Below are 18,440 nucleotides of genomic sequence, written 5' to 3'. Positions count from 1 at the left end.
GTTCAAGCCCTCCCGTATAAAAAATCATAAAACAACTATGTTATAAGCGCTTATCCGTTCAGCAGAAAACCCACCTCTCCGTTCAATGTGTAAATCACATGATCCGCTCCCAATCCCCGATAAATTCCTTGTGGATTGCAGCCGTGCGTGATGACATAGATCAAATCTGATGTCAGTGGCCGACATATTTGCAGGAAACGGCAAGTCAGATTCAAGCTGTTTTCGAACAAATACACGCTGCCAATTTCTTTTTTGGGAAAATTCCATTTTCCCGCTTGCATCGTATTGATGCGTACAATGTGCTCCACACCCATTTTTTTGAGCTGTCGTTCCTCCTGAGCGCTATTGGTGAGTACCGCAAACGCCAGTTTTTTGAACATGAGCAACTTCACAAAACTTCTGCCCGCTTCATTCGGTGCAGTGACAATAATTAACCGACCTTCCATCAGTAGCTCCTCTCCCGGTATAAAAAGACAACAAAAAGAAGCCGAAGGAAAAAGGCTTTCCTCCGGCTTCTTACATATCCATGATAAAATAAACCATGGCTGCACACGGCGGTTTGTTGCCTCTCCCTGTACGCTTACGAGGTTAGCTGTCGGATTTGGACGTGAGAGTCGCCCTATTTCTGGCACTTGGCCAGAAAATTCACCCCATGAGACCACGGCTTCCAGAGCCGAATTAATCCCGATTGGTTCCCCCGCTCTTGCATTTGCAAAATTCAGCGCTTAAATAATTCGTTGCTGCTTCATTCTTGTTAATTGAAATTACGTCTTGAATCATACACCCGCACAAGGAACACTGTAAAGCTCACCTGTGGGGTTATAAATCGTTCTTTGGAGCACAAAATATCAATAATAACGCTTACAACATGACTATGCTTCTCCCATCTCCTTGAATCTCTGTTTTTCACCCCTTTTTGAAAATGAAAGGCATGTCAATATTGGCGTAATGGGACGAGTTTTGTCCTTTTATTGTAAAAGCGAAAGTAAATGTGCTATATGCACCAGATAAACGCCGATTGAGCCTGCTTTTACGATGAGAAGCACAGCAATTCGCTCTATTTGCTGCGCAATTTACCGTTTTGAACAAAATGCGATTTTACAATAACAAAACACACGTTACATCTATTGCGACTTGCAACTCCGGTAAGCTGGCAGAAGATATTGAAAAGCTCTTGCGGGATAAATAAGATTCGTTTAAAACAAAAAAAGCACCCCTTCACGCAAAACGTGTCAGGATGCTTTTTTGGGTTATTGCTATTTGTAATCATGTCTTACATATAATGCGGTCGAGAGGACTCGAACCTCCACGGGCGTACGCCCACTACCCCCTCAAGATAGCGTGTCTGCCATTCCACCACGACCGCAAATCATAATGTTTTGAGGCAACGGATTTATTATACTCCCATAGCTTATATTTGTAAACCCAATTTTAATAATTATTTTATATGTAATATTAAGTAATATATAAAAGCTATAAAAATATTTAATTTGACATTTCAGCAATACAAATGTGAATATATATTACACAAAACTTTAATAAATTCTAATAAACTGTTTTTAATGTTAAATAATATAACATAATTACTCATCTCAAGGAGGCGAACCACCCTGCATAAAGGCAATCGCTTACTAAATTACGCATTATTGTTGGACTCTTCCCTACCCGTCGGCGGCTTTACCCGTACTTACGGATTGGAGGAACTATTCCGAAACGGGCGCTTGACCTGTCTGCAAGACCTGGAACATTATATGCGGAACGACTTGTATCCTCAATTCACAACGCTTGACGGCAGGGCCATCAAAAGCCTGTATGTCGCCATTCAACAGGAGGATGGTTGGCGTATCGCTCTTATTGATAAGCTGCTGCATACCCAACGTTCCTCTCTACAGCACGCGAAAGAGTCACGTCTGTCTGGTCAGCGTCTGATCAAGCTTGCCAAAGCGCTCTATCCTTGGCTTGAATTTGACCAGCTTGAAGCCATACTTATTCAATACAGCGCAATTGGTACACTCGCTACCATTCATACCTGGATTAACCTGCTCCTTGGAAATGATGTGGAGCAGACTATTCACGGCTATCTTGCCGCAGCAGTATCCTTCTGTGTCGAAGATGCTTCCAAGCTGCTAAATACACCTTACGAGGAAAAAAATCCTCTCATCGAGCGCATGACCGACGAATTGCTCACCACCTGGAAAAAGTTCAATGTGTCTGGGTCAGCTACATTTCAGCACGAACTGCTTCATAAACATTGGTCCAGTTCCTACATTACTCAGCCGCCTTATATGAGCCGTAAAAGCCGACTGAATGAAGCAGGGCTGTTTCCCTCCCCCGGCCTACCCAAACGCCTTCCAGCATCCCCCCGATGCATCGCTTGACCAGTCCAGTCTAGCGCCAACACTAAAAGCACTCTACCGCTTTCCTCAAGTGGCAGAGTGCTTTTTATCCAAGCATAACCGCAATTCCACACCATTAACAGGCTCTAAATGAATGATTCAGGTCATCTAATACTTCAGGATTTTGCAAATCCCCACTTATTTAAGTGATTAATTTAATGAAATAACGTATTTACGATTGTAAAAACACGTATAAAAGTGTATTATGGTTTTAGATGGTTAATTCTAACATGTTTACTGATGATTATTATAACACACCAATTATTCCGCAAGAATCCGTAAGGGGCGATTTCTCTTGAATAACAAAATGCCTGTCACCTCCTTCGGGTGGGCCATCAAACAACGGCTTGTCGAACTCCGATTGGATCAGAAAACATTTTGCGAGACACACAGCATTCCGCCTTCACGTTTATCCAATCTGATTCATGGCACCCGCAAAGCACAAAGGTACAGAAAACAAGTTGCTGCAATTCTGAATATCGACGATAACGACTATAAGGAGGCACCACCACTCTAAAACCAACATGCACGGGTTCCAGTTACATATATGGCACTCCATATATTCCTACAACCCCAAAAAACTCGTAATTCGAACCCGCCAGTCCGTTTTACGGGTTTTCAATCCTGGGTAGTCTCCTTCTCCAGTAAAAGGATCATTCTGGCTTTGTTTTATTATTCTCTTTTTTTTGCTTACGGTATTTTGCAAACTCAACATATTCTAAAATAAAATTCTGTTCCTCCGCTTCCAGATCTTCTGCCTGGCAATTCAATGGCCCCATCACCCCAAAAAAATAAGCAGCCTTTTGCTCCTGGAGTACGCCTTCCCCCGGCTTGATCCCTTTCATTAACCAGTCGAGCGATACGTTAAAAAAGTCCGAGATCTGAATTAGATGCATCGTACCCGGCGTTGTTTTCCCTCTTCTCCAGTCCCCAAGATTCCCTGAACTGATTTTAAGCTTTTCACAAAACGCCTTTTTGGTCATTCCCCGATCCTTAATCAAAGCTTCAATCCGCTGATAAATAGTTTGATCTCCCACAATATTTCCCCTCCGACACCATAACTTTTACTTATGAAATATCAACTAAAGCCTCAAGCAAATCATTATTCGGCATTTGAATTGCCGTGTTTTTTCTCTTTACGAAAACGAGTAAATTCAATATACTCAAGTATAAAATCCTTTTCCGCCTCACTTAGCGGTTCCCCCTGGCAATTCAGTTGCCCTGAAGCCTCAAAAAAATAAGGGTCTTTCGACTCCTTTAGCGCCTCACCCCGCACATCTCGCCCCAGCATGATCCAATCCAGACTAGCATTAAAAAACGAAGCGATTTCAAGGAGTTTATTCGTGCCCGGCGTCGTTTTTCCTCTTTTCCAATCTCCAAAGTTCCCCGTACTAATACCCAACTGCTCGCAGAACGCTTTTTTGGTCATTCCCCGTTCCTTGATAAGGTGCTCAATACGTTGGTAAATAGATTGCATAGAAGCTCCTTCCTCCCTAGCAGACTCTCAAATAACGATATCATGTCCCCTGTCCCCATTTCAAAGATCACGTGTGACAAAATTGCCGAATTATGTATGTTGATTTTCATTATACCACAATATGCAACAAAAACCGCTCATTTTCCGAAGAAAACGGCGGTCTTTAGTCAGCTCTTGTACACCAATTACGGAGTAGAGTTGTCGATTTTAAGTAAAATCTGCTTCAATTCATTTAGAGTTTCGCTCAAGTGCAATAATTCTTCTTCTGGCAAAAACACCAGTTTCTCTTGAATTTTATTGGAAAAGGTATGAAATACCTGTTCACAAAAAGCGTCGCCTTCTTCTGTAATAGCCACATTCACGACTCTGCGATCCGAGTCACACGACTGGCGGTCAGCCAGCCCATGCTCCACCAGCTTATCCAGAAGAGGAGTCATGTTCGGACGCGAGACATTAAGCTGTTTGGACAAATCCGATACGGTAGACGAGCGCACTTCTCGCAGCAGTAGTAATACCTGAAAGTTGTTCGGCGACAAATGTAAAGGGAAATCAAGCGGACCGTAGGTGAAAAATTTCTTCTTCACAATCGGAAACAAGCCCAAAATATTTTCTGATATATTTCCTAACAGTTGAGTGTCCATATTTTTCACCGTCACTTCATAAGTTTATACTTATCATTTTATAACATTATGGCGTTATATTATACTACGGAATCATTATTTCTTCATAATCATTACTTTATACATCACTAAGCAAACAAAAAAAAGCCTCTACCGCGAGAGACTTTTCCGTTTATTCCATTGATGCGGTCGAGAGGACTCGAACCTCCACGAGCGTACGCTCACTACCCCCTCAAGATAGCGTGTCTGCCATTCCACCACGACCGCATAACAAAATATAAATGGTGAGCCATGAAGGACTCGAACCTTCGACACCCTGATTAAAAGTCAGGTGCTCTACCAACTGAGCTAATGGCTCATGCTATTCATCCAAGCTGTCCGCCATTAGACCAGACCTCAGGAATTCCCCTTAAGCATGCAACATTGTAGTCTGTAAAGACAACAATGACCCGTAGGGGATTCGAACCCCTGTTACCTCCGTGAAAGGGAGGTGTCTTAACCCCTTGACCAACGGGCCTTATTTTTATACACCAACTTGGCGACAAGAAAGAGTATATCAAATAGATTAGAGGATGGCAATACTTAATTTTAAAAATTTCAAATAAAACATTCACTAAATTATAAAACGCATATTCACTTACGAAATGCATCTATTTACATTTAAAATCACAGTTGTATGAATACTTTATTGCAAATTCACTTATATTTACTTATAATTACTTACATAAATCGAAATCATTTTATATCAAAGGGGCTTGCTTATGTATCAGGAAGAACGAATGCTACAGATCGTTGAGTACTTACAACTTCATAAGCGCATTTCGGTGGACGATATTTGCGAAATTTTTAATGTTTCACGGGATACAGCGCGTCGGGATTTGGTAAAGCTCGAGGAGCATCAAAAGATTATTCGCACTCGCGGTGGCGCTCTCCTCCCCTCACTCCACGATTCCGTTAGAAATTATAACGAAAGACTGCTCACTCTATCTGCAGAAAAGCAAGCGATCGGACAACTGGCCGCCAATATGATACGTGATAAGGATCGCATCATATTGGATTCCTCCACGACTGTGCAGGCGTGTGCAGAAAAACTAAATGTACAGGAATGCTCGGTCATCACCAATTCAATTAATCAAGCTGACGTGCTATCCGGAAAAGAAGGTGTCTCCATTCATCTGTTGGGAGGCCGCCTGCAAAAAGAACACCGATACGTATATGGTTCCTCCGTCATCGCCACCTTGTCCCACTATTTTGTGGACAAAGCCTTTATCGGGGTTGGAGGTATAGCCCCCCATGGACTGAGTGTGTATCACGAGGAGGACGGTATGCTGATGCATCAAATGATGAAACAGGCGGATCAGGTCATTGTCCTTGCGGACCATACAAAATTCGGAAAAAAATTCCCTTACCGCTTTGCCGATCTGTCCGAAGTCAATACTGTGATCACCGACCGCTTGCCAGACGCGGAAATGCTGGAGATCTTTCAACATCATGATATTGAGGTCATTGTCCCCTCATAGAAAATGAAGTCGATCTGCTGTAGTTCAAGACCCATACAAGAGATATAAAAAAGACAGGAGATGGAGAAATGAAACTGTTTGCGATTGATATGGATGGAACACTGCTGAATGAGGAAGGAAAAATAAGCAAAGCGAACGCGAAGGCTATACGCCAAGTGCAGCAGCAAGGCGTTCAGGTGGCAATTGCCACTGGTAGAGCCGCTTATGATGCCTGGACAAAGCTGGAGGAAGCCGGACTAGTAGCCCCTGTCATCGGAGCAAACGGCGCCACCGTACATGATGTGCATCGGCGCCCGCTAACCTCAACACCCATGGACAGAGATGAAACCTTTGAAGTCCTGAGCTGGCTGCGCGCAAACGATTTTTATTATGAGGTCACGACAGACCGCGCTATATATTCTCCACAAAACGGACATCAGCTGCTTGCTGTGGAGATGGACCGTCTGTTAAGCGCCAACCCGAATATTTCTCTGGATACTTTATTACACGCAGCCGAAAAGCAATATGAACAGACGGGGCTTGTCCGTATCGCCTCATATGAGGACATTCCACTGGATGTGGAGATTTATAACGTGCTCTGTTTCTCCTTTGATCCAACCAAGCTGGAGCAGGGCCGTGAGCGTTACCGGAATCTCGGCGGCCTAAACATGGTCATTTCCTCAGACCATAACTTTGAAGTCGAGCATAAGGATGCATCCAAAGGTAATGCATTGCGTTTCCTGGCAAATCATCTGAGCATCCCTATGCAGGAAGCCGTGGCGATCGGAGACAGCTATAATGATATTTCCATGCTGACGATGGCGGGGAAGGGCATCGCCATGGGCAATGCAAAAGATGACATCAAGGCCATATGCTCTGAAGTTACCCTGACCAATGTGGAGGATGGCGTTGCACATGCTCTGTTGAACATACTCAAAACTGTCGAAGCTGATACGTTAAATTAGAAATCATACTGTTATGTTCAAAACGGATTATAGACAAAAAAGGACGCTCGCAAGCATCATACTGATGCATACGAGCGCCTTTTTCTGTTTCAAAACACAACGGAGAGAGAGGGATTCGAACCCTCGCACCGCTTTCGCAGCCTAACCCCTTAGCAGAGGGTCCCCTTATAGCCACTTGGGTACCTCTCCATGGCTCCCCGAACAGGACTCGAACCTGTGACAACTCGATTAACAGTCGAGTGCTCTACCAACTGAGCTATCAGGGAACATTACTGTAAATATTCATACAGTATGGTTAATTTACCATGATTCAGGGGGTGCCGTCAAGTGCTAACAAACGGAGTTTACTTCCACATTTACCACAGCGGTAACGCTGCGGATTCATTTTACGTTTCCGCAAGTATTCCTGTCCACAAGAAACGCACACCAGCTTGTAACGATAAGGCTGCGGCTTCCGTTCCAATCTTCCCGGCAGGGTTTGGCAATGCCTGCTTCCTCCTACACGGGCCAGCCATGCCTTGAAATCTGCATCCCGATGTCGGTAGCCCATTCCGCGCAGATGCAAATGATAGTGGCACAGCTCATGCTTAATAATTTTTTCCACCTCAGAGCGTCCGAAGGCTGCAAGCTGATGTGGATTGATTTCAATATGATGACTTTTCATAAAATACCGACCGCCTGTAGAAGACAGGCGCGCATTAAAACGGGCTTGATGCCGAAATGGCACACCGAAGCTTTCCAGCGAAATATGCTCCACCCACTCCTGAAGCTCTTCATTACTCATGGACCTGGACTCCATCCTTACCTGTTCTCCTCCTTTGTCCCATACCGACAAGCATATTACAAAATAACGATCGAAGTCTAACCCTAATTCACAAGCACACTTTAGGTACTCATCCCATATGCTAAACATACAGAAGTAACACGGAGGAGGAGATTGACTTGCCTCAATGGCTCAGCAACCAGCTCATGCGGGCCTTTTACAAAAAGGACCGTCGTCAAATCAAACTGTTGAACGATTGTTGGTTTTTTTATCATAAAGCCCCTGGTGTGGAGTTTGATGCCAACAACGGGTGAACACGAAGGCATCAAAAAATGAAAGCCGGAGTCTCCGATTGGTTCGGAGATTCCGGCTTTTGTTATATCCTTGTAAGCAGGTCTTATGCGACTTTATAGTATTATGCCTGCGATTGTGCCTATGCTGGAGGCTTCATTGTCAGACCCACTCTGCCTTTTTTCAAATCGACATTCAACACCCAGACCGTGACATTATCGCCGACAGATACGACATCCATCGGATGCTTCACGAAGCCGCTGCGCAGCTGTGAAATATGAACCAACCCGTCACTTTTAATACCGATATCAACAAATGCGCCAAAGTCAATAACATTGCGGACGGTTCCCTGAAGCTCCATCCCAGGTGCCAGATCCTCGATCTTCAGCACATCCTTGCGGAATACCGGCAACGGCAGTTCATCACGCGGGTCACGCCCCGGACGCTGAAGACTCTCCAGAATATCCCGCAACGTTGGGACACCAACCTCCAGCTTGGCGGCCAATTGCTCGGTGCTGGAGACGTTCAGTGCCTGCGCTGCTGCCTTCGTACCCAAATCGTGGGCACTGATGCCCAGCTCAGCCAACAAGCGGTCTACCACGGCATACGATTCCGGGTGAATTGGCGTACGATCCAACGGATTTTCTCCACCCGGTATACGGATAAAGCCAATGGATTGTTCGTAGGTTTTTGCACCTAGGCGCGGGACCTTTTGCAATTGACGACGGTTGCTGAATTTACCGTTCTCTTCACGGTACTTCACGATATTTTTGGCGATCGTTGCGTTAATTCCCGCTACGTAGGACAACAGTGCCGAGGAAGCGGTGTTCACATCCACACCGACATGGTTAACGGCCGATTCTACAACATCCTTCAAGCTTTCATCCAGATGCTTCTGCGATACATCATGCTGGTATTGGCCTACCCCAATGGCTTTGGGCTCGATTTTGACCAGCTCAGCCAGCGGGTCCTGCACACGACGGGCGATGGAGGCCGCACTGCGCTCAGCCACGTCCAAATCCGGAAACTCCTCCTGTGCCAGCTTGGAGGCGGAATAGACGCTCGCGCCCGCCTCATTGACAATCAGGTACGCCAGATTGCTGTCGCCAATCTCCGCGATGACTTCAGCTACGAACTGCTCTGTCTCGCGCGAAGCGGTTCCGTTACCAATGACGATCAGCTCAATGCCGTATTGGGCAATCAGCTGCTTGAACTTCTCGGCAGCCTCACGCTTCTTGTTGTTCGGCGGCGTCGGATAGGTCACGGCCACTTCCAGCAGCTTGCCCGTGTCGTCGACAGCCGCCAGCTTGCAGCCTGTCCGGTATGCCGGATCGACACCAAGCACACGGCGGCCTTTGATCGGAGCCTGCAGCAGCAGGCTGCGCAGGTTGCCTGCAAAGATAGAGATGGCCTGCTGCTCGCCCTTCTCCGTCATTTCGGCACGCACCTCACGCTCAATCGATGGCGCAATGAGTCTTTTATACGCATCCTCAATGACGCTGCGCAGCAGCTCTTCCACAACGGACGAGCCTTTAATCACTTGGCCTGCCACGTAATTGTAAATCGAATCTGGCGCTACCTCCAGTCCGACCTTAAGAATGCCTTCACGTTCCCCGCGGTTAATCGCCAGAATACGGTGGGGCGGCATTTTCTTGGCCAGCTCACGATAGCTGTAATAGTTCTCATACACAGACTCTTGCTCCGCGTCCTTCGCTTCGGAGGTCAACATGCCATGGTCGAGTGTATATCGACGTACCCATTGGCGAATCGTCGCATCGTCTGCAATATTTTCCGCCAAAATGTCCAAAGCTCCCTGGATAGCCGCTTCAGCGCTCTCAACTCCCAGCTCTGCATTCACATAGGATTCGGCTTCTTTCAGGGCATCGCCCTGCTTAGGCTGGCTCCATATCCAGATAGACAGTGGCTCCAGTCCGCGTTCCTTCGCCACACTCGCGCGGGTTTTGCGCTTTTGCCGATAGGGACGGTACAGATCCTCCACTTCCTGAAGCTTAACCGCAGAGGTGATAGCGGTCTGCAGGTCTTCCGTCAGCTTGCCCTGCTCCTCAATGATGCGGATGACCTCTACCTTACGATCCTCCAGATTACGTAAATACAGCACACGGTCTTCAATTTCACGCAGCTGGTTTTCGTCCAGCTCTCCTGTCATTTCCTTACGATATCGTGCGATAAAAGGAATCGTATTCCCTTCATCCAGCAAACTGATCGTTGTCCGAATTTGCTTGAGTGCCAGCGACAGCTCTCTCGCCACTTGTTTGACAATCCGCTCCTGGCGTTCTGCTTCGTTCGGCTCCTGTCCGATTTCCGTCTTTGCTTCCTCGTTAGACAAACCTATCCCTTCTTCCTTACAGCTCTTGTCATACATCATGTCTTTCATTATCACAAAAAACGATTCAAAGCGCCAGCAGGTGACGCTAGAGTGAGGCCCTGCCTGCATTTTCCCTGGACATGCAAAAGGGCAGCGCCCAAGCGCTGCCCTTTTCCCGTTTCACTCGTCGTTCCAACATCCTAAAAATCAATCAAACCAAGACTGATTTGTAGCGAATCGCTCACTTTGCGCATGGTTTCTTCATCCAAATGGGTGATTTTGTCGGTAAGCCTTTGCTTGTCGATCGTCCGAATTTGCTCCAGAAGAACGACAGAATCGCGATCAAAGCCATGCGTGGCCGCGTCAATTTCCACATGTGTGGGCAGCTTTGCCTTCTGAATCTGGGCAGTGATGGCTGCCACGATCACGGTAGGACTAAACCGATTGCCGATATCATTTTGAATGATCAGCACAGGTCTGACGCCACCTTGCTCGGAACCGACTACGGGTGAAAGGTCTGCAAAAAAAACGTCGCCGCGCTTTACGATCAATATGGATTACACCCCGCTAACTGTACGGCCCAAGGTGCTGTTTGCATCTTCCTCCGCGTGAAAGGCTTCGGATGCCATGGTCAAGTTAATTTTAGCCATTTCCATGTATCCACGCTGCATCGCTTCACGAATGTAACGTTTTTTACGTTCGCCTACATACAGCTTCATGGCCTGCCTAATAAATTCACTGCGGTTGGAATTTTCCATAGCTACGATCCCGTCCACTTCCTGCAAGAGATGATCCGGCAAACTGATCATTATTCTTTTGGTGTTCTGCAAATTGGCCAACTTCTCTTCCACCCCCAAAACCTTGTCGCCATTGTACCATTATAACGTTATTCCCGGTAATTTATTCAAACGGAACACAAGAGAATGTATATGATATTCGTATATCATCTATGCTGCATTCCATTATAAACTACACAGTTCGCTTTCGTACAGGCGTTTGATCCCCGAAATACAAGTGTCAGCGGAGCCTGGTGCGTTTTTTGACAGCTATAGCCCTCTTTTCTTTCCTTTGTACATATTTCGGGACGTTCTGCGAAAACTCCTGCTTTTATCCGGTAATTTGCGTTATGAAATTAATTCCAGCGGGTTGGAAGAAGCGAATTCACTCGAACAACAGGAGCATTGCCGCGTGTATATACACGCGGTACCCTGCCTGCGATCATGCAGATCACCTCATAGTGGATCGTACCAAGCTTGGATGCCAGCTCATCCGCCGCAATAGCCTCGCCGGACTGCTGACCGATGAGAACAACCTCTTCGCCGGTTTGAATTTCTTCCGCATCCTCTGCGAAAGATTGTAAGGAAACCATACACTGGTCCATGCATATTGTACCGAGTACCGGGACGCGGCGACCGCGTATCAACACATCGACCTTCCCGCTCAGCATGCGGGAATATCCATCTGCGTAGCCGATCGGCAAGGTACCGATCCGCTCTTCACTGGAGGTCACATACCGGGTACCATAGCTAATCCCCCATCCCGGAGGCAGCGTCTTGGTATAAACTACCGCCGTCTTCAACGACAACACGGGCAACAGTGCAACGGCTTGCCGGTTTACCTCGTCAGACGGATACAGTCCGTATATACTGATGCCAATCCGTACCAAGTTAGGGGAAAGCGAAGGGGTATCAATGGTAGCCGCGCTGTTGCCCGTATGTATAATGGGAATGGTAATACCATGCTCCCTTAGCGCTTCCACCACGCCCCGAAACCGATCATATTGTAGCAGTGTATAGCTTTTGTCTTCTTCATCCGCGCGGGCAAAATGGGTGTACATGCCTTCCAGCAGCACCTGCTCCAACTGCCCGGCCTGCTGCATAAAGGCAATAGCCGTTTCTCCAGGCAGTAGCCCAAGTCTTCCCATGCCGCTGTCTATTTTGATGTGCACCTTCAGCTTGCGTCCGCTTCCTTTGCGGTCCAATCGGCGGATACCCTCCAGCACTTCCTCACTGAACACCGTCAGTGAAATGTCATGCTCCCATGCCGTTTGTACAGCTTCCGGTGGGGTATAGCCGAGTACAAGGATTGGAAGTTCAATCCCCGCATGACGAAGCTCCAAAGCCTCGTCCAAAAAAGCGACGCTCAAATAATCCACACCCAGACGTTCCAATTCCTTTGAAATTTCTACGGCACCGTGTCCATAGGCATTAGCCTTGACACAGACCAGCAGCAGCTTATCCGCTGGCAATGCCTTGCGAAAAGCCTCATAGTTGGCGCCAAGGTGATCCAGGTTGATTTCGGCCCGGGTCGATCTGTATTGTGCTTGCAATATCCAGTCACCTTCTTCAATTGTTAGCCTGTAACATAACCTTTTACCATTCGGAATGTTGCAAAGTCCTTATTCCTAAAGGTTAATGGTAATGTTCAGAAACGTGGCTGTCAAATGACAGGGGGCGTTTTGCCAGCCTCCGCTACCATCTCTGCAATGAACAGGATATACAAGCGATGCACATCTTAGACCGCGAATGAACAAAAGACGGATACGGGCGGCAGCAGAGCATTGTACACTCTAGACCGTCTGCATCCGTCTTATAAGGTTTTATTTACCCGATTGATCCTGTATAGAAGCGGCAATTTGTATCATTTCGCTCACAGGCAGGTCAGCACTGGTGATTCGGAACTCGATTCCATCATTCATCCAGGTCAGGGTTTGCTGCTCACTTCCTGTCAGAACGGCAAAACTTCCTCCAATATCAACCAGTTCACCTGCGGTAAGAGCGACTGCCCGATCTTTCGGACGTGCCTCCACAATCGTATAGTTGTACGTTCCGCTATATCGCAGCATCACCGCATGTGTTCCATTTTCCTCCAGCTCCGGCGTATCCTTGAGTTGCACCCCGGCTGGTGTGTAGGACGGTTCGATCAATCCAAACTCACCCATCATAGCTTCTGCAGCATCTGTGCCAGCCGATGTTCCGGTTGCTGCATCAGATGCTTCTGGATTTTGCTTCTGCTCCGTGCTGGCTGCTGTATCGGATTTCGAAGTATCGTCTGTGGCAGCTCCGTCCACCTTCGCTTTACCAGACTGCTGCTGAGCTGCGTTTCCTGCTGTTCCCTGCTCTTGCCCAGATTCGCTGGACTTCACGCCAGTCGCCCCATCTATCGCACCGCCAGGATTAAGCTGACTGCTGGAATCCACTGCTCCAGAAGATGGCGCCCCTTCACTCTTCGTATTTGTTTTACCCGAAGCCATATTGCGCTCCATATCAAAAGAGTCCTTGTCGAACTTCGTATCAAAAGCAAATTGATCGAATTTCAGATCAACGACGACCTTGGCGTTCGCATCAGAAACCTGTACCTGAGTGGGTGCATAGTTGCTTTTGGACAACCATATCTTTTGTCTGACCAGCGCGTGGCTGTTGTAATTTGCCGCCACATCAAACACATAGGATTTATCGTCGGTAGCCAGCTGGCGTGAGGCATCTCCGATAATGCTGCGCACCAGCGTTTCATACAAATATACTTGGCCTTGGTTGTTCGGCCAGTCGCTTTTAAAGCGGAAGCTCTTGTTCAGGCTGGGCGTGAGTACAAATACACCCTCGTCATTACGCAGCACGATCTGTGTAACATCTTTTTTCTCGTTCGTCATGGCAATTCGGTAATAGGACGGCTTGCGGTAGGAGATATCCACCTTGTATTCCTGCGGCGTATCGCCGGTATGCAGCGTCATCAAAGCTGTACCGTGATAGCTGTTCAGGTCGCTCACCACGTCACTCAAATCTTTAACCACATCGTCCGCGCTCTTCTTGCCGCACCCGGCCAGCAGCAGCGTTACACACATGACCATGGCAAGCATCCATGAAATCCGGCGCATGTCATCAACCCCTTCAGCACATGTTTTAAATGAATTAGTACATGTCTATGAAGGACTTGTTCGATTTATGCAGACTGGCAGACAAGCTGGAGGCATATCTATTGTACCTTCCTCTATCACGAAAAAGAGCCGTTCCCGCGCAGGGAACAGCTCTGCATTAAGTTGGAAGGCTGTGTCTCTATAGCATTACACTGTATAACGTATGTCTGCCTTATGACTCATGCCGAATTCCTGCATCTTCCCTTTTACTATAGCAGTAATCGCTGCCGTACCCGGTGTGAGAATCGTCTTCGGATCATATACATCAGAATTGCTCTTTAACACGTCACGAACCGCCAAGGTCCAAGCCGAATGCATTCTGTATTAACGTTGATTTTGGCGTGGCCTAATTCAATTGCCTTGATAATTTGATATTCCGGGATACCTGAACCCCCATGCAATACAAGCGGGATGCCTGTCAATTCCGAAATATGCTTCATTTCATCAAAGCCCAGTTTTGGCTCTCCCTGATACGGCCCATGAACCGAACCAAGGGCAGCCGCCAATGCGTCGATTCCCGTTTCCTATACGTGTGTTTTGTATTTTGTACAAAATCATATTCGTTGACCAAGTTTGTCCATTGAGGGTTGAGGGACATGCGGTTAACATCCCTACGGCTCCCGGGCGAATTGCCTATTTTGGTAAAAACTAGGGTGATTTACTCGTTCTGGGCATACAAGCTGCAGGTACATCGACTTCTATGATTGAGGGCAAGGTATATGAGAAACAGGTTGAGCATCTATCGGACCTCAGGTTTCCCATTGATTTAGAAAAAGCATCGGCTCTACAACCTGATCTGATACCTTTGCTCCATTGAACGAGCGCCTGCTATCTCTCGGAGACATTGTGAACAAGAAAAAGGCTGCTGAAGACTGGCTTGCCCAATATAAAATCAAGGAAGCAGAGATGTAGACCAAACTTCACGCAAACGGTGTTAAGGCGGGGGAAACAGCCTCCGCCTTCATCTTCGACCATGGGGATCGGTAGTTTGTCATGGGCAAGTCCGGCTTCTCGTCGGCCCTCTGCCACCCGCAGGGCTTTCAGCCCGTGGAGCCGATCCAAAAGGTGCTCGACGAGGGACACGGCTTCATAGAAATTGAGCCGAACGAGCTGCCTGCCGTGCGTCAAGGCCGGGTATACTTCACAGATGCAGACCGCTGGAACTGGAGCGATGCCATGACCCGACAAAAGCTGCTCACTGCCCTGCCCAAGCTGCTTGGCGCATCATTACAAGATGGTCGTATTTTCCAAAAAAATACTACATTAGACCCTGAATGCTTCCATCAGCCTCCAGCGACATATGCTCGGCGGCCGGGGATTTAGGCAGTCCAGGCATCGTCATGGTATTGCCCGTCTCCACTACTACAAAGCCTGCGCCTGCGGATAAAGAAGCCCTGGACACGTGAATTGTAAAGTCTTCCGGTGCGCCTAGCAGAGATGGCTGATCTGAAAAGGAATAGGGGGTTTTGGCAATACACACAGGCAGTTGTCCGAAGCCAAGCTGCTCCATACCGGACAACGCCCGTTTAGCCTCCGCGGTATACACTACTTCTGCCGCGCCATAGATCTCCTTCGCAATCATGCCAATTTTCGTTGGCAAATCAAGTGCAGCATCATACAAAGGTGCAAAGCGGGCTTTGTCCTCCTGGAGCAGATTTAGCAGGCTTTGAGCCAAGCGTTCTCCCCCACGGCTTCCCTGCGCCCATACCTGCGACAGCTCGGCGGGTACACCCAGCCTGCGGCATTCCGCCAGAATCAGCTCCAGCTCGGCTTCATGATCTGTCACAAAATGGTTAATCGCTACCAGTACAGGCACGCCAAACTTTTGCAAATTCCGTACATGCCGGTTCATATTGGCTAAACCAAGCTGTAATTGCTCCAGATTTTCCGCATCCAGCTCATTTTTAGAGACTCCGCCGTTATATTTCAGTGCTTTCGCGGTGATGACCAATACAGCCGCATCTGGCTGCAGCCCGGACTGGCGGCACTTGATGTCAAAAAACTTTTCTGCCCCCAGCTCAGCCCCGAATCCGGCTTCCGTGACGACTACCTCTCCCAGCTTCAACGCCAGCTTCGTTCCGATCAGACTGCTGCACCCATGTGCAATATTCGCAAAAGGCCCACCATGCACAATGACTGGAGTTCCCTCCAACGTTTGTACCAGATTGGGCTTCAATGCTTCCCGAAGCAGCACAGCCATGCCCTCCACCGCGTGTAGCTGCCCTGCTGTTACCGTTTCGCCTGCTTCGTTATAACCAATCACCATCCGACCCAATCGTACTTTTAGATCGTTCATATTTTCACTTAAGCATAGTACCGCCATTACTTCCGAGGCCGAGGTAATCAGAAAGCCACTTTCTCTCACCGCTCCATTACCCGTGCCCAATCCGGTCACAATACTTCGCAAGCTCCGGTCGTTCATATCTACAGCCCGTTTCCACACGATCCGTTCCGGCTTCAGGCGCAAAGCATTTCCATGAAACAAATGGTTATCAATCATCGCTGCCAGCAAATTATGTGCTGCCGAAATCGCGTGTATATCCCCTGTAAAATGCAGATTAATGTCTTCTGCCGGAACAATCTGGGCCTTTCCTCCCCCAGTGGCTCCCCCCTTCATACCAAAGCAGGGTCCAAGGGACGGCTCACGCAGCGCAGCAACGGTTTTGTGCCCGAGCGCATTCAGTGCCTGTGACAGCCCGATCGTCGTTAGCGTTTTTCCTTCTCCCGCCGGCGTTGGATTCATCGCCGTAACCAGCACCAGCTTTCCATTCGGGCGATCCTTCAACTGCTCCCACAGGGACGGATTCAGCTTTGCTTTATATTTTCCATACGTCTCCAGATGTTCCTCTTCAATTCCCGCTTCCTTGGCTACCTCAATAATCCTCTTCATTCCTCGTTATGTACCCCCCATTTTTAGGTCAGACCCATGGTGTCAAACACTCTATATGTTATTTTACCAAAGTGTGCCGTTTATTGCGCTATGATTCATCTCATCGCAACCGTTTTCATCATGTGAGCTATAAAAAAAGAGCATCCCCCGTCACGTAGACTTTGGTGGATACTCTTTGGGCGTGTCTCGTTTAATGACCGGCTCTTATATTAACCTACAGCGTTAGCAGCGTAATTTTCGGCAATAAATCCTTTAGAAATCAGGACAGCTTGGGCTTTCTTGGTCGCAGGGCCATAGCCCTGAGTCAGCAGATCATTAATATGTAAGCGGTTATATATGAAGCAAAATACAAAACTGGACGCCCCGCTCGTAAGGATCGATACCAGGAAAATAATAACAGCTCACTTCCAATCCCCTCTAAACAGCGCAGGGAAAAAACCGAAAAAGAGCGTGGTCCATGAAAATCCCACTTTGCGCTCCTTGATCATTCCCGTTTTATTTCTTAATTTAATTTTCATATTACCCCTTTCCTTTCTCTATATATAGTCTTTTGGAACTACAGTAGATTATATAACGTAGAGGGAATAAGTGGAACTTATCTTTTTGTCTAAAATAGCAATTCACTCAAACACTTTCTAGCTTATAATGCTTTTCTAACGCTTCTTTAAAAGCATCGACAGGGTACTGGTATTGCACCGTTTTAAATACAATCCGGTTGTTCCACTGATTTTTTTCCAGCTCGCAACCATGCTCCATATCCAATTCCCTCATGACGAAAATAATCTCATCCAAGGTTCTCATCACACTATAGCTGTTCGTCGTCGTAGCCAGCATCTGCTCGCCTTCCTGTGTGTATGCCTTTACGATCTGCTCATCAAAACCTTCACTGATCATCAATTCCTTCAGGGCTTGGACAAAAAGAGTCGGCAGGTGTTTGTACTGCGATTTTTTAATCCCAAACAGCGTAATGCTCAAGCGGGATGCATCATGCATAAACACAATATTTTTTCTCCGATTCAGTAAAAACAAGCTGGCATGCCAACTGTTTAAAGGCGGATAAATATCAACGTGAAGTGGTTCGGCAGCCCATTCCTTCAGCAGTTTTTGTGTTCCCCGTATAACAAACATCGTTGCTCTCCTTTATTGACGGTCCTGTGCCGCAGCTCATGATTTGGCATGCCTGATCTCTTGCCTAAAGCATGTCCCGGATATCATAACACCCTATTCCTAAGATTAGATTGTAAACTCTTTCAGTATAATATAGGGGAACTGTAACTGCCAGTAATTTGATTACATCTTG

The 18,440-nt window shown here is 47.3% G+C and carries 18 protein-coding genes, 6 tRNA genes, 2 pseudogenes and 1 riboswitch; of the genes and pseudogenes, 6 read left to right on the top strand and 20 right to left on the bottom strand.

Annotated elements, in window-relative coordinates; genetic code table 11:
* Positions 1 to 50 precede the first annotated feature (50 nt).
* Both GCU48_RS17790 and GCU48_RS17785 read right to left on the bottom strand, forming a co-directional pair.
* Positions 51 to 446 (bottom strand): hypothetical protein, encoded by a 396-nt coding sequence (locus tag GCU48_RS17790; RefSeq protein ID WP_025715648.1) that lies wholly within the window; start codon positions 444 to 446, stop codon positions 51 to 53.
* A 115-nt stretch (positions 447 to 561) separates the two neighbouring features.
* A riboswitch (cyclic di-AMP (ydaO/yuaA leader) is annotated at positions 562 to 734 on the bottom strand.
* A gap of 549 nt (positions 735 to 1,283) precedes the next feature.
* A tRNA-Leu gene (locus GCU48_RS17785) sits at positions 1,284 to 1,366 on the bottom strand.
* A 364-nt stretch (positions 1,367 to 1,730) separates the two neighbouring features.
* Between GCU48_RS17785 and GCU48_RS17780 the strand changes: the two genes are divergently transcribed.
* Together GCU48_RS17780 and GCU48_RS17775 are read left to right on the top strand one after the other, a co-directional pair.
* Positions 1,731 to 2,378 (top strand): urease accessory UreF family protein, encoded by a 648-nt coding sequence (locus GCU48_RS17780; RefSeq protein WP_152382199.1) that lies wholly within the window; start codon positions 1,731 to 1,733, stop codon positions 2,376 to 2,378.
* A 313-nt stretch (positions 2,379 to 2,691) separates the two neighbouring features.
* Complete coding sequence (locus GCU48_RS17775; RefSeq protein ID WP_152380928.1) at positions 2,692 to 2,913, top strand: XRE family transcriptional regulator; 222 nt, start codon at positions 2,692 to 2,694, stop codon at positions 2,911 to 2,913.
* A gap of 136 nt (positions 2,914 to 3,049) precedes the next feature.
* On the opposite strand, the gene GCU48_RS17770 is transcribed toward GCU48_RS17775, so the two are convergent.
* From GCU48_RS17770 to GCU48_RS17745, 6 genes are all read right to left on the bottom strand, one after another.
* The gene (locus tag GCU48_RS17770) at positions 3,050 to 3,433 is read right to left on the bottom strand and encodes a helix-turn-helix domain-containing protein (protein ID WP_025715645.1); all 384 of its coding nucleotides are present in this window, start codon (positions 3,431 to 3,433) and stop codon (positions 3,050 to 3,052) included.
* A gap of 65 nt (positions 3,434 to 3,498) precedes the next feature.
* Positions 3,499 to 3,873: a helix-turn-helix domain-containing protein gene (locus GCU48_RS17765; protein WP_025715643.1), complete on the bottom strand. Its 375-nt coding sequence runs from the start codon at positions 3,871 to 3,873 to the stop codon at positions 3,499 to 3,501.
* Positions 3,874 to 4,058: 185 nt separating this feature from the next.
* Positions 4,059 to 4,514, bottom strand: a complete 456-nt coding sequence (locus GCU48_RS17760; protein ID WP_025715641.1) for a MarR family winged helix-turn-helix transcriptional regulator — start codon at positions 4,512 to 4,514, stop codon at positions 4,059 to 4,061.
* 163 nt (positions 4,515 to 4,677) lie between these two features.
* Positions 4,678 to 4,760, bottom strand: a tRNA-Leu gene (locus tag GCU48_RS17755).
* Positions 4,761 to 4,775: 15 nt separating this feature from the next.
* Positions 4,776 to 4,851 (bottom strand) — tRNA-Lys (locus GCU48_RS17750).
* Positions 4,852 to 4,938: 87 nt separating this feature from the next.
* Positions 4,939 to 5,010 (bottom strand) — tRNA-Glu (locus GCU48_RS17745).
* Positions 5,011 to 5,254: 244 nt separating this feature from the next.
* On the opposite strand from GCU48_RS17745, the gene GCU48_RS17740 reads away from it, so the two are divergent.
* Positions 5,255 to 6,013, top strand: coding sequence for a DeoR/GlpR family DNA-binding transcription regulator (locus GCU48_RS17740; protein ID WP_152380927.1), 759 nt, complete (start codon positions 5,255 to 5,257; stop codon positions 6,011 to 6,013).
* 68 nt (positions 6,014 to 6,081) lie between these two features.
* Positions 6,082 to 6,957: a Cof-type HAD-IIB family hydrolase gene (locus tag GCU48_RS17735; protein ID WP_152380926.1), complete on the top strand. Its 876-nt coding sequence runs from the start codon at positions 6,082 to 6,084 to the stop codon at positions 6,955 to 6,957.
* A gap of 100 nt (positions 6,958 to 7,057) precedes the next feature.
* Here the strand turns inward: GCU48_RS17735 and GCU48_RS17730 are convergent.
* The 3 genes from GCU48_RS17730 to GCU48_RS17720 all read right to left on the bottom strand — a co-directional run bounded on the left by GCU48_RS17730 (position 7,058) and on the right by GCU48_RS17720 (position 7,756).
* Positions 7,058 to 7,146: transfer RNA gene (locus GCU48_RS17730), tRNA-Ser, on the bottom strand.
* A gap of 1 nt (position 7,147) precedes the next feature.
* Positions 7,148 to 7,223: transfer RNA gene (locus GCU48_RS17725), tRNA-Asn, on the bottom strand.
* Positions 7,224 to 7,267: 44 nt separating this feature from the next.
* Positions 7,268 to 7,756 (bottom strand): SprT family protein, encoded by a 489-nt coding sequence (locus GCU48_RS17720; protein WP_025718666.1) that lies wholly within the window; start codon positions 7,754 to 7,756, stop codon positions 7,268 to 7,270.
* A gap of 143 nt (positions 7,757 to 7,899) precedes the next feature.
* On the opposite strand from GCU48_RS17720, the gene cmpA reads away from it, so the two are divergent.
* Positions 7,900 to 8,034 (top strand): cortex morphogenetic protein CmpA, encoded by a 135-nt coding sequence (gene cmpA, locus GCU48_RS17715; protein ID WP_007429337.1) that lies wholly within the window; start codon positions 7,900 to 7,902, stop codon positions 8,032 to 8,034.
* A gap of 119 nt (positions 8,035 to 8,153) precedes the next feature.
* Here cmpA and GCU48_RS17710 read toward each other — a convergent pair whose 3' ends face one another.
* The 6 genes and pseudogenes from GCU48_RS17710 to GCU48_RS17685 form a co-directional block, all read right to left on the bottom strand.
* A complete protein-coding gene (locus tag GCU48_RS17710) occupies positions 8,154 to 10,358 on the bottom strand; it encodes a Tex family protein (protein WP_208811859.1) in 2,205 nt (734 codons plus the stop codon).
* A 179-nt stretch (positions 10,359 to 10,537) separates the two neighbouring features.
* Positions 10,538 to 10,888, bottom strand: a complete 351-nt coding sequence (locus tag GCU48_RS17705; protein ID WP_007429335.1) for a type II toxin-antitoxin system PemK/MazF family toxin — start codon at positions 10,886 to 10,888, stop codon at positions 10,538 to 10,540.
* Positions 10,889 to 10,894: 6 nt separating this feature from the next.
* Entirely contained in the window at positions 10,895 to 11,176 is a 282-nt protein-coding gene (locus GCU48_RS17700; protein WP_007429334.1) for a CopG family ribbon-helix-helix protein, read from the bottom strand.
* Positions 11,177 to 11,469: 293 nt separating this feature from the next.
* The gene (gene alr, locus GCU48_RS17695; protein ID WP_025718663.1) at positions 11,470 to 12,666 is read right to left on the bottom strand and encodes an alanine racemase; all 1,197 of its coding nucleotides are present in this window, start codon (positions 12,664 to 12,666) and stop codon (positions 11,470 to 11,472) included.
* A 270-nt stretch (positions 12,667 to 12,936) separates the two neighbouring features.
* Positions 12,937 to 14,211, bottom strand: coding sequence for an outer membrane lipoprotein-sorting protein (locus GCU48_RS17690; RefSeq protein WP_025718661.1), 1,275 nt, complete (start codon positions 14,209 to 14,211; stop codon positions 12,937 to 12,939).
* Positions 14,212 to 14,397: 186 nt separating this feature from the next.
* Positions 14,398 to 14,774: pseudogene (locus tag GCU48_RS17685) on the bottom strand (class II fructose-bisphosphate aldolase); the annotation flags it as partial.
* Between the two features lie 469 nt (positions 14,775 to 15,243).
* Between GCU48_RS17685 and GCU48_RS17680 the strand changes: the two are divergent.
* A complete protein-coding gene (locus tag GCU48_RS17680) occupies positions 15,244 to 15,573 on the top strand; it encodes a hypothetical protein (protein WP_152380924.1) in 330 nt (109 codons plus the stop codon).
* On the opposite strand, the gene GCU48_RS17675 is transcribed toward GCU48_RS17680, so the two are convergent.
* From GCU48_RS17675 to GCU48_RS17665, 3 genes and pseudogenes are all read right to left on the bottom strand, one after another.
* Complete coding sequence (locus GCU48_RS17675; RefSeq protein ID WP_152380923.1) at positions 15,509 to 17,140, bottom strand: formate--tetrahydrofolate ligase; 1,632 nt, start codon at positions 17,138 to 17,140, stop codon at positions 15,509 to 15,511. The genes GCU48_RS17680 and GCU48_RS17675 overlap by 65 nt on opposite strands.
* A gap of 209 nt (positions 17,141 to 17,349) precedes the next feature.
* Positions 17,350 to 17,658: pseudogene (locus tag GCU48_RS17670) on the bottom strand (hypothetical protein).
* Between the two features lie 106 nt (positions 17,659 to 17,764).
* Positions 17,765 to 18,268, bottom strand: coding sequence for a DUF6933 domain-containing protein (locus tag GCU48_RS17665; RefSeq protein WP_025718655.1), 504 nt, complete (start codon positions 18,266 to 18,268; stop codon positions 17,765 to 17,767).
* Between the last annotated feature and the right edge of the window lie 172 nt (positions 18,269 to 18,440).

Origin of the sequence: Paenibacillus brasilensis, assembly GCF_009363115.1 — a bacterium.
In the GTDB taxonomy this organism is placed as follows: Bacteria; Bacillota; Bacilli; order Paenibacillales; family Paenibacillaceae; genus Paenibacillus; species Paenibacillus brasilensis.
Note: the sequence above shows the minus strand (reverse complement) of the source record. Positions and strands in the feature narration are given on the sequence as shown.